We start from the raw sequence: 10,781 nt of genomic DNA on the forward strand, positions 1-10,781 counted from the left end.
CCAACTGACCGTGCGCCGCGGCTAGAAACCCGCCAGCAGGGGCGGCGCGCGATAGACGCCATTGAGTAGGTCGGGTCGAGGCAGATAGGCGCGAAGGCTTACCATGTATGGGCCTTGGGCGGGCGCCGGCAGCCAGTTGCTCTCGCACCCGGGTCCCGGCGGCCGGCGCGAGATCCAGATGTCCAGACTCCCATCGGCCCCGTACTTCAGTCCTGGCGTACGGTCGCCGATCGCATAGCGATCGATGGCGTTGGGGGTCAGGAAGAACTGGCCATCCGGGGTCGCGGCGTACATGGTCAGCGACCAGAAGGCGTCGACCGGCAGCATCTTGCCTGGCGGGAAGGTCAGGCGATAGCGCTCGCCGTGCAGAAGTCCTGAATCATGGTCGCCGACGGGGCGAGTATAGACCGCTTCAGCCAACGGCAGACCAAAGAGGCCGGTCAGCGCGATCTGGCCCCGAAAGACGTAGTCCTGGCCAAAGTCGCCCAGGTTGGCCTGCGGATAGACCCAGCCTTGCGCCGCATAGAGCCCGCCGCGCGGCTCGGCGGCGGTGCGGAAGGCTTGGGCCACGCCGGCGGCGATCTGCTGTTCCTGGTCCGCGGTGAAGGTCGGCGGATCGAAGCCTCGAGCGGTCAGGCCCAGCGCGCCCACGGCGTGGAAGAAGCCCGCATCGGTCGCCGGCGGCGGGTTCTCGGCCAGCAATGCGCCTAGGCTGGCGAAGTAGTCTCGCCAAGGGGCGGTGCGCGCGACCGGCGTTACGAAATCGATCGGGGGCCGTTCCGGGCCCGAGGCGATGATCGCGGCCTGGACGGCGCGGGCCGCGGTCAGGTCGTTGGGGCCATCGACCAGAATGCGGCCCAGCGCGAAGACGAAATCGCTCGGCGCGCGGATCGCGCCGGAGGGCGCGGGGCCGCTCGGACCCGCGACGACGAAGCGGCCGCCGTCCGGACCCGTGGTTCGCGTTCCCAGGACAGCGAAGTTGTTGGTCCACATGTCCATCAGCGCCAACGAGAGATAACGCTCGCCGCTGGCCGGCAGGGTCAGGGTCACCGGGCCCTGGCGGAGATCCAGAAATCCGCGGCTGTAGAGCGTGTCGTTGTTGGGCGAGGTCACTTTCTGGTTCGCCGGAGTGACAAGATCGGTCTGATGGTAAAGGCGGTTGAAGGTCCCAAGCCTGGCTGTGCGGGTGCGGATGCCCGCCGTCTCGATCATGGGCAGACCATAGAGCCACGCCAGCTTCGCCGCCTGGGCCAGGGGCAGGGGCGCGCGGCCAACGGCGGCGCTGGCTCGCGCGGCCAGAGACAGCGTTAGGGCGCCGGCCAGAAAATCGCGTCGCGGGATCATCATCCTATCCTCCCATGGGCGGTCTTCGACGCCCTTGAGCGGACCCTAGACCATCCCGAATGAGATTGGCAATTGTCTGACGTTCCGTTTCGTGAGCTTCTGCCTTACTATAACGTCAACTCAGGGAGGTCTGATGGACGAGGTTGGGTCGAGCGCGCCGCCGCGAGTGCGGCGCAAGAGTGATCAGACGCTGGATGCGCGCCTGTCTGAGACCCTCATTCGCGAGATTATCGACAATCATTATCCGCCGGGCGCCTGGCTGCGCGAGCAGGAGGTCTCGGCGCGTCATGGCGTAAGTCGCGCATCGGTCCGCGAGGCGCTGCGCAGCGTGGCTCGGGCCGGGTTTGTCGAGATGCAGCCCTGGCGCGGCGCGCAGGTCGTCTCCGTGGGCTCCGAGGAGCTGCTGGATATCTTCAGTCTGCTTGAGGAAATGTACGCGCAGTGCGCGCGGCTCTCGGCTGAGCGCTTTCCTGAGCGCTTGATCCCGCGGCTGGATGGGATGCTGGAGGCGATAGAGGCGGCGGTGACGCGCGACGCCGATCGCGCCGAGCTTTACACGCTCTCGTTTGGTCTCGGGCAGCTGGTGGGGCGCTATTCGGGCAGCGTCCTGGCGTACCGGATGCTGACCCAGGTCGGCAATCTGGCGCTCTGGCAGCAAAGGCTGCTCAAGCCTGGGACCTCTCAATCCGAGCAGCAGTCGCTGTCGGCGCACCGGATTCTGGTCTCGGCCGTGAAGGATCGTCATCCCGAGATCGCCGCCGCGGCGGCTCGGATGATCGTGATGATCACGCGCCGGTCTCTGGCCTCGGCGCTGGATCTCGAGTCGGTCGGTGGGTAGGCGTCGATTTCAAAAAATTGTTTGACAATTTTCGCTGACGGCCGGAGCTTTCCCGCAACGATAAAAATCGCGGGGAGGCGCTCATGCAGCGTGGAATGGGACGTGGCGGCCTGATGACCGCCGTGGGGTTGGTGCTTTTGGCGACGCCTGTGGCGTCATGGGCCCGTCAGGCTGACTCCCAAGCGTTAGACGAGATCATCGTCACGGCGCGTAAGCGCAGCGAGACTCTGGTGGAAGTGCCCTCGGCCATTTCGGCGATCACCGCCGAGGAGCGGCGCAACCTCGTGCTCGACGGCATGAAGGACTATCTGCGCCAGGCGCCCAGCGCCACTTTGGTGACCTCCGGTCCCGAATACCTCCAGGATATCTCGATCCGCGGGCAGGGCAGCGGCCGGCTGGGATTTTCCGAGGCCGCCACAGGCCTCTACAAGGACGGGCTCTATAACGCCGGCGGCGGCTTTGGCGGCCGATCCCTGAGCCGCATGGATCTTCTGGACATCGAGCGACTGGAGGTGCTGCGGGGGCCCCAGGGCGCGCTCTACGGCCGCAACTCCGTGGGCGGCGCTGTCAATATCGTCGGTCGCGCGCCCGACCAGACGCTGAGCGGGGCGTTGACCGCCCGCTATAGCCAGCCCGAGCGCGCGTCTATCGAAGGGGTGGTGAACCTGCCGCTGGCCGCCGACAAGCTCGCCCTTCGCGTGGCGGGACTTTACGACGATCAGAACGGCGGCTTCATCAAGAACCAGACGACCGGCCACGAGCTGGACTGGCAGACCTACAAGGGGCTGCGCGCGGGGCTGCGCTGGACGCCGGACTCGGCGACCACCGTGGACCTGGCTTACGAGCGCTACGAGAGCGACACCCCGGCCTTCTCGAGCCTCGCCCGCCGCGCCGTGCGCGTCGATGGCTCGGTGCTGGACGCCTCGCGCTGGACGCGGGCGGATCTCGATCGCGAGGGACGCACCAAGATCACGGAGGACTCCGTCTATCTGTCGGCCAAGCGCGACCTCGGTTTCGCGGACCTGACGGCCAAGGTCGGCTGGAAGACCCGCGACGCGGGACGGACCAACGAGGATAACGACCACTACGCGGGCCATTCGGGCATAGACGTGGCTCCCGGCGCTGCGGTGCTCGTCCCGGACTACACCGTCGGCCAGTTCGAGGATTACAGCCGCTTCGTCGCCCAGGCCTATCTGAGCTCGAAGGGCGAGGGGCGTCTCTCGTGGCTGGCGGGGGTCGAGTTCCTGTCCACGAGCGACGACGTGACCATCGACCCCTATCTCTGCCCGGCCTATTCCGGCGCTTTGCAGGCGGTCGCCGCGGGCTGCGTGGTGGGCCAGGCCGGCGCCCTGACGGGGACCTCCGCCAGCGTGCGCTCGTCGGCGCGCCTGTCGGTCAATCACGACGCCTTCTCCGAGAGCCTGAAGTCGCCGTCGCTGTTTGGCAGCCTCGAATACAAGATCACGGACGCTACGACCCTGGGCGTCGAAGCCCGCCTGCAGCGCGACAAGAAGTCGTTCTGGTTCGAGCGCTACGCCAAGGATCCGTTGGCGTACTTCGGCGCCGGCGCGGCGCCGACGGGACTGATGGCGGTGGTGACGGTCGATCCGGATGGCGCGACGGGGCCGCTGCCGGCCAGCTCGGTCGAATTCTGCCCGCCCAACGTGACGGGGGCGGCCTGCGCGGCCGGTAATGAGACCGCCCGCGTCGAAGCCGAGCGCCGCTGGACCTTCGTGACGCCGACGGTGACCCTGCGCCACCGCTTCGATAACGGCGTCAATGTCTATGGCCGCTTCGCCACGGGCTATCGTCCTGGCGGCTTCAACAGCAATCTGCCGCCGACGACCGTCCGTAGCCAGATCGCACAGCAACTGCTCTACGACCCCGAATACGCCTACTCCTACGAGGCGGGCGCCAAGGGGCGCTGGAAGGGCGTCCAACTTTCGGCGGCCGTCTATTACACCTGGACCAACAACGTGCAGGTAGTCAGCGCGCCGAGCTCGCTTTCGCGCGGCTTTATCCTGCAGAACGCCGGCGACGCCCACGTGGCCGGCTACGAGATCGAGGCGCGCCGCCGGTTCCTGCTCGGCGCGGCGGACTTGACGATCAGCGCCAGCCTCAGCGGGCAAAAGGGCAAGTTCGAAGACGGCGCCAAGGCCAAGCTCGATCTGAATGGCGACGGCCTTCCCGACGACGCCGACCTTGGCGGCAAGTCCGTGCCGCGCCTGCGCGACTATCAGTTCGCGCTGAACGCCACCTATAGCTTCCCGCTCGGCGGCGCCTGGCGCGGCTTCGCCTCGGCGGGCCTGCAGATGGCCGACGGCGGCTATGAAAACCCTGACAACAGCCGCTCCTATCAAGGCTATGGCCTGATCGACGCGCGGATCGGCGTGCGCTCCGAACGCGTGAGGCTCTCGGCTTTTGGCCGCAACCTCGGCGATAAGACCTATCTGGCCAACATAGTCAGCGCGAACGAGTTCTACACCGACCCGCGGGTGATCGGCGTCGAGCTGGGTTGGGAGTTCTAGTGATGGCCTGGAGCCGCTTGGCTCGCGCGGTCCTGGCGGCCCTGGCGCTGGCCATGGCCGCGCCCAGTCTCGCGGCGGCGCCGGCCAAGCCTGGTATTTCGTACGGCGAGTGGACTGACCCGGCGCGCGGCGGGCGTGCAGTGCCTTACAAGCTCTACATGCCCGCCGGCCCGGGGCCTTTTCCCTTGATTGTCCATTCCCATGGATTGGGCGGATCGCGAGAGGGCTCCAGCTACATTCTTCAGGCGTTGGCCGAGGCGGGGTTCGCCGTGGCGGCGCTGCAGCATCCCGGTTCGGACACCGCGATCCTGGCCGGATTTCGTCCAGGGGACGAAGCCGGACTGCTGGGCAAGCTGGAGCCCGACGCGGCCGCGAACCGGTTCGGCGACATCCCCTTCGCCCTGAACCAGCTCACGCGCATGAACGCGCCTGGCGGCGTTCTCGCCGGCAAGCTTGATCTTTCGCGCATCGGCATGAGCGGTCATTCCTTCGGCGCGCTCACCACGCTGGTCGCCGTTGGGCAGATCCTGCCAGGCGCGCCGGACGGCGCCTTCCGCGAGCCTCGGATCAAGGCGGCCATCGTCTACAGCCCCAACAAGCCTCGGCAAGGCGAAGCCCACGCTGCGTTCGCCCAGATCCGCACGCCGATGCTGCATTTCACCGGCACGCTCGACCGCACCGCGCTTGACCTGGAAAAGACGCCCTGGGAGCGGACCATTCCGTTCCAGGAGATCACGGGCGCCGACCAGTTCCTGATCGTGCTGCGCGACGGCGATCATGGCGTCTACACCGGGCGCCGCCAGTCCATGGGGACGCCAAAGCCCACGGACGCCAGCCAGATGCGGGTGATTGTCGAGGAGACGCTGACCTTTTGGCGCGCCTATCTCGGGGGCGACAAGGCGGCGGCCAAGAGCCTGTGCGACCTGCCCAAGACCCTCGCGCCGATGGGGGAGGCCTATGTGAAGGCCAAGGCCTGCGGCGTCCCAACGCCTATCAGACCCGCGGAGAGTCCATGAAGCGCTATCTACTTGCGGTCGCGGCCTGCCTGGTAGGCCTTGCCACGACGGGATTTTCCTCGCCCGCGAAGCCGCGCTCGCCCAATGTCATCGTCATCCTGACCGACGATCTCGGCTATGGCGATCTTGGCGTCTATGGCGGCAAGGTGATCGACACGCCAAACATCGACGCCCTGGCCGCTTCGGGGGTGCGCTTCACCGACGGCTACGCCACCGCGGCGGTCTGCGCGCCCTCGCGCGCGGGCCTGATCAGCGGACGCCATCAGGCCCGCTTTGGCTTTGAGTTCAACCCCGTCGGGCGTGACGAACAGACAGGCGTGCCCGTCACCGAGAACAGCATCGCCCAGGTGATGAAGTCGGCCGGCTACGCCACAGCGATGGTGGGCAAGTGGCACATCGGCCAGGCGCCGGGCTTCCACCCGCTCGACCGGGGTTTCGACAGCTTCTTTGGCTTCCTGGGCGGGGCCGCCAGCTACTTCAAGGAGCCGGCGGAAAGCGGCCTGCAGGCCGATACGGGGGCCGACGGCGCCATGACCCGCGCGCGCTTTCCGATTGTGCGTGGACGAACGGTCGTGGAGCAGGGCGGCTATCTGACCGACGTATTCACCGACGAAGCCATCGGCTTCATCAAGTCCCATCGGCGCCAGCCCTTCTTCCTCTACCTGGCCTACAACGCCCCCCACACGCCCCTGCAGGCGCCCAAGGCCTATACCGACCGCTACGCCCACATCGCCTCGCCCCACCAGCGGCTCTACGCGGCGATGGTCACGTCCCTGGACGACAATATCGGCCGGTTGCGCAAGGCGCTGGCCGACGAGGGCCTGGAGCGCGACACCGTTGTCTTCTTCCTCAGCGACAACGGCTGTCCCAACTACATCCGCGGCGCCTGCTCCAACGGACATCTGGCCGGCTACAAGGCCTTTCCCTGGGAGGGCGGAGTGCGCGTGCCCTTCATGATCTCGGCGCCCGGCCGCATCGCGCCGGGCTTGGTCTCCAGCCATCCGGTCTCGACCCTCGACATCCTGCCGACGGTTGCACACCTGGCGGGCGTGAAGGCGCCGACCGGCGTCGACGGCCGCGATATCGCCTCGGCGCTCGCGCCGACCGCCAAGCCCGTGGAGCGGACCCTGTACTGGCGCATGGGCCCCAACCACGCCGTGCGCGAAGGAAACTGGAAGCTGCTGGTGGTCAACAAGTCCGATACGGTCGACGACATGACCAACGTGCTGGGCTCGCCGACGCCCGATGGCGTCAAGGCGCAGGTCTCGCCGCTGGGGCAGTGGACGCTGCTGTTCGACGTCTCCAAGGATCCGGGCGAGAAGCACGACCTGGCCGGCGCCCATCCCGAAGTCGTGGCGCGCCTTTCCAAGGACTTTGCGGCCTGGGACAAGGCCAATGTCGAGCCGATGTTCACCAGCCGGCGGCAGTTCCGCTCGGAGGTCGACGGACGCAAGGTCCAGCTCTTCAATTGACACCAGGCCATCGCGTGCTGGTCTTGTCTGGCCGGCCGCGACCACAAGAAGGGGTCTCATGACACCCACGCGCAGATCTCTGCTGGCGACGCCTCTGGCCACCGGCCTGGCGGCGAGCCCTTCCTGGGCGGCGCAGCACGCGCCGTCCGCCGCCGCTCTGCTCGAGCGTTACGTGGCGTTCGGCGGCAAGGCGAGTGGCGGGGCGGGGGACGTGGCCTGCGGCGAGTGGATGGCCGCCTGGCTCAACGACCGAGGATTTGTCGTCGAACGCCAAGGATTCGACGCGCCCTTCTTCGAGATCGACGAGGCGTGGCTTCAGGTCGGGGAAGCGCGGGCCGTAGTCATACCCCAGGCGATCGTCACGCCCACTGGACCCGAGGGTATAAGCGGACCGATCCTTGTCCGAGCGCCCGAAGATGCGGGGGCGCCGGCGAGCGGCGCGATCGTCATCATTAAGCTGCCCTACGCGCGCTGGAGCAGCGCCTTGTCTCCCGCCGTGCGCGGGCCGGTTCAGGCGGCCTTGAGCGCTGGCGCGCGGGCGGTCGTCTTGATCACGACGGGCCCGAGCGGCGAGGCTCTGGCGCTCAACGCCGATGGTCGGGCGCCGATGTTCCAATCGCCCGTGGCGGTGCTGGCGCCGAAGGACGCTCTGGCGCTGATCGCGGCGGCCAGGTCCGGCGGTGCCGGCGTTCTGAAGGTCACGGGGCGCGGCGGGCGGCGACCCTGCTTCAATCTGATCGGAAAGCGGGATCGCGGTCACGGCCAGTGGCTCGTGGTCTCCACCCCCCGTTCTGGCTGGTTCACCTGCGCGGGGGAACGCGGCCCTGGCGTCGCGGTCTGGATGATGCTGGCGGATTGGGCCAGTCGGTCGAACCTGCCACTCGATCTGGCCTTCGTCTGCAACAGCGGCCACGAGTATGAGAACCTTGGCGCGCAGCACCTGCTTGATGCGGCCGCGCCGCCGCCCGACCGGACCCGCCTTTGGCTGCATCTGGGGGCCAATGTCGCCGCGCGCGACTGGCATGAGCTGGGCGGGCGTCTGGCGCCTCTGCCCAGCGCTGATCCGCAGCGGTTCCTGATGGCTAGCGACGAACTTCTCCCCGCGTGCCGCGCCGCCTTCTCGGGGCTTCCGGGCCTAGAGGCGCCTTACGCGCTCGGTGGGGCCGCAACCGGGGAGCTCGCCCATATCGCGGCGGCGGGCTATCGGCGTGTCGTTGGCATTTTTGGCGCCCATCGCTTTCACCACGCGGCCATTGACGACGCGCGCTGCCTAGAGGCCAAACCCGTCGAGGCGGTCTTCCTGGCGACCCGCCGCCTGTTGGAAGAACGCGGCGCGCTGGCGCCCGCCTGACGAACGCTCATCGCTCGCGCACATAGGATCCCGGCGCGTCGATCAGGGGCGGATAGCCCTTTTCAGGCGCGCCCAGGGGCGGCGGCGGGCACGGCTCGTTGGAGTGGCTGTCCAGCCATTGTTTCCAGTCCAGCCACCACGAGCCGTCCCTGGCCTCGGCGCGCGCCAGCCAGTCGTCGGCGTCGAGGAAGAGTGTGTAGCGGCCTCGGGCTTTTTCCACTCCGAACCGGCGAGACTTCTGGACGTTGCGGAACTCGACTGAGTAGGAGCGATACGCGGGCAGCAGCACGTCGTCTGGATCTTGCGAACCATCCCAGACTACGATCACCTCGCAGCGATTCGGGCCAGTCTGAGTGACTGCGGACCGTATCGCCTTCTCAGCGTAACGCTCGTACCCCGGCCCGACCGTGATGATGATCGACACGTCGACCTCGGCTCGTTCGTCGGCGTCCTGAGCGAGCGTCTCCCGCAACTCGACGACGCCGATCCCTCCCCAGCCACCGCCGACGATCTTTTCGGACGTGATGTAGCGGGCTTGGAGTTCTCGCCACAGTGGGGCGACGTTGCAGTTTAGCGAGCGGTGAAACGTCGTGTCGGCGATGTCGTGGAACGCGACCAGGCGGGGTTTCAGTTTCTGGGCGAATTCCCAGTCCTCGCGAACGCCCGCCTCGGTGTGGTCCCCATCGATGAACACCACGTCATACGGTCCCAGGGATCGGGCATACAGCTGAACCTCGGTGTCGTGACTGCTCCCGATGATTAACTGGTGCGGATTCGACGCCAGCGGCTCCGGATCGATCGAGACGGTTGTCACGCTCTCGACGCGTTGCTTGAGGACTGATTCGATTCCTCCCGCCCGGGAACCAATCACGAGCACGCGATCGCCGGGCATGATCTCCTCCAGCAGAAATTCCAGCTCGCGGACGTGCTGTTCGCAATGGACACCGTACTGACGCTGCAGCCGCTCCATCTCCCAGCGGAACCCGGAGTGGACGATCTGTGGGAACATGCGGGCAATGGAGTATTCCTCGCCGAGATCCCGACCGTCCGCGAACTCGCACCAGCATTCCTGGGCGGGGAAATGCGTCCCGAGGAAGTGCTCGACACCACCCCAGCAGGGCGTCACCGGGAGCGGTTTTCGTGACGAGACTAACTTCACTGCCTCTAGGTGAATGAGATCCTCACGCTCGACAATCTCTGACTCGGTGTAAAAGTGATGCAGGAAAAAGTGCTTCAGCCGACCGATGAAAAACGTGCCGGAGTAATACCAGCCGTGGGGAATGACGTTGCGGGAAGTCGTGAACGCCCGGAACGAGCCGAACGCCTTGTAGCCCTCGGCCAGCTTCTCGACGCCTCGCCGCCAGTTGAAGGGCACCGTCTCGTACAGCAGCTCCCGCCACAGCTGGACCGCTTCGGAGTTGCGGCGGGCGGCCTGCACGCCTTTGGCGTGGCAATAGATCAGCACGTCGTCCGGACCGCTAGGCAGCATCTCCAGCAGCTGGCGGAACGTCGGGTTTTCGCCTTCTTCTTCATCGTTCGGCAGCTCAAACAGCTCGAATCGTTCGGTGTCGAATTCGGCGGCAATCTCCGCAAACGTCGCCGTGTTCGGTCCGGTTGCGACACCGACGAGACAGCGGCCGTTGATCTGCTCGGCCAGTTCGTGCCAGAGCCTGATCTGATCGAGCCAGGGATGTGTGGGTTCGTCCGGGTGAATCACCGGCCACAGGTGGCAGCCCAGGTGTACGATCGGCTGACCGACGAATGGATCGGGAGCCGGCGGCGGAGCGGCGAGCGTCTCGCGGTAGAGCGGTTCGTTGTGGTAGCCGCTGGGCCAAGTGCCGGGATCGACACCGAACATCCCGGCCGGGCAAAAACCTTCGTTGGCGTGCTCGTGGCATTCGCGGCCGGAGCGGTTGCAACGCTGCAGGTCGCGATGCGGACAGCCTCGACAGATTCTGAGGCGTGCGGACCGCTGTTTCAGCTGGTTCGCCAGATCGCCGCGCGTGTGATATTGCAGCGGGTAAAGGGCGGTCGATTTTTCTTCGGACGTGGAATAGGGAAACGACTGTGCTTGCGACATGGTGAATCCGTGAGTTGGGTGAGACTCACGCGGAAACTCTCCGCGATACCAACGTCGCCAGGTAGCGCATCACGGCCAGAAGGGCCAGACATCGACATACAGAGACTGGCCATCGGGCGGGGTGTAATTGCCGTAAATCCCGGCCCGCTCGA

7 protein-coding genes are annotated in these 10,781 nt (G+C 66.7%); 5 read left to right on the forward strand and 2 right to left on the reverse strand.

The genetic code is table 11. The annotated features are described in order from the left end of the window. Window positions 1-21 precede the first annotated feature (21 nt). Window positions 22-1,347, reverse strand: a complete 1,326-nt coding sequence (locus Q0379_RS17530; protein WP_299014472.1) for a DUF1254 domain-containing protein — start codon at window positions 1,345-1,347, stop codon at window positions 22-24. Between the two features lie 130 nt (window positions 1,348-1,477). Here Q0379_RS17530 and Q0379_RS17535 point away from each other — a divergent pair, with 130 nt between their 5' ends. The 5 genes from Q0379_RS17535 (at window position 1,478) to Q0379_RS17555 (ending at window position 8,549) form a co-directional block, all read left to right on the forward strand. After that, window positions 1,478-2,182, forward strand: coding sequence for a GntR family transcriptional regulator (locus Q0379_RS17535; RefSeq protein WP_299014475.1), 705 nt, complete (start codon window positions 1,478-1,480; stop codon window positions 2,180-2,182). A gap of 83 nt (window positions 2,183-2,265) precedes the next feature. Then, window positions 2,266-4,710 (forward strand): TonB-dependent receptor, encoded by a 2,445-nt coding sequence (locus tag Q0379_RS17540; RefSeq protein WP_299014478.1) that lies wholly within the window; start codon window positions 2,266-2,268, stop codon window positions 4,708-4,710. A 2-nt stretch (window positions 4,711-4,712) separates the two neighbouring features. Further along, on the forward strand, window positions 4,713-5,726 hold the full coding sequence (locus Q0379_RS17545; protein WP_299014482.1) for a hypothetical protein: 1,014 nt from the start codon (window positions 4,713-4,715) through the stop codon (window positions 5,724-5,726). Further along, entirely contained in the window at window positions 5,723-7,198 is a 1,476-nt protein-coding gene (locus Q0379_RS17550; RefSeq protein WP_299014485.1) for a sulfatase, read from the forward strand. Before Q0379_RS17545 ends, Q0379_RS17550 begins: the two co-directional genes overlap by 4 nt. 58 nt (window positions 7,199-7,256) lie before the next feature. Then, window positions 7,257-8,549, forward strand: coding sequence for a hypothetical protein (locus Q0379_RS17555; protein WP_299014488.1), 1,293 nt, complete (start codon window positions 7,257-7,259; stop codon window positions 8,547-8,549). A gap of 7 nt (window positions 8,550-8,556) precedes the next feature. Here the strand turns inward: Q0379_RS17555 and Q0379_RS17560 are convergent, their stop codons facing one another. Continuing rightward, window positions 8,557-10,629 (reverse strand): glycosyltransferase, encoded by a 2,073-nt coding sequence (locus Q0379_RS17560; protein ID WP_299014491.1) that lies wholly within the window; start codon window positions 10,627-10,629, stop codon window positions 8,557-8,559. Between the last annotated feature and the right edge of the window lie 152 nt (window positions 10,630-10,781).

Origin of the sequence: uncultured Caulobacter sp., from assembly GCF_937900395.1 — a bacterium.
Classification (GTDB): domain Bacteria; phylum Pseudomonadota; class Alphaproteobacteria; order Caulobacterales; family Caulobacteraceae; genus Caulobacter.

Bases quoted from the DNA above. Each gene is read 5' to 3' on its own strand.
- Q0379_RS17555 (WP_299014488.1), top strand. From the start codon at position 7,257: ATGACACCCACGCGCAGATCTCTGCTGGCGACGCCTCTGGCCACCGGC.
- Q0379_RS17535 (WP_299014475.1), top strand. From the start codon at position 1,478: ATGGACGAGGTTGGGTCGAGCGCGCCGCCGCGAGTGCGGCGCAAGAGT.
- Q0379_RS17530 (WP_299014472.1), bottom strand. From the start codon at position 1,347: ATGATGATCCCGCGACGCGATTTTCTGGCCGGCGCCCTAACGCTGTCT.
- Q0379_RS17540 (WP_299014478.1), top strand. From the start codon at position 2,266: ATGCAGCGTGGAATGGGACGTGGCGGCCTGATGACCGCCGTGGGGTTG.
- Q0379_RS17550 (WP_299014485.1), top strand. From the start codon at position 5,723: ATGAAGCGCTATCTACTTGCGGTCGCGGCCTGCCTGGTAGGCCTTGCC.
- Q0379_RS17545 (WP_299014482.1), top strand. From the start codon at position 4,713: ATGGCCTGGAGCCGCTTGGCTCGCGCGGTCCTGGCGGCCCTGGCGCTG.
- Q0379_RS17560 (WP_299014491.1), bottom strand. From the start codon at position 10,629: ATGTCGCAAGCACAGTCGTTTCCCTATTCCACGTCCGAAGAAAAATCG.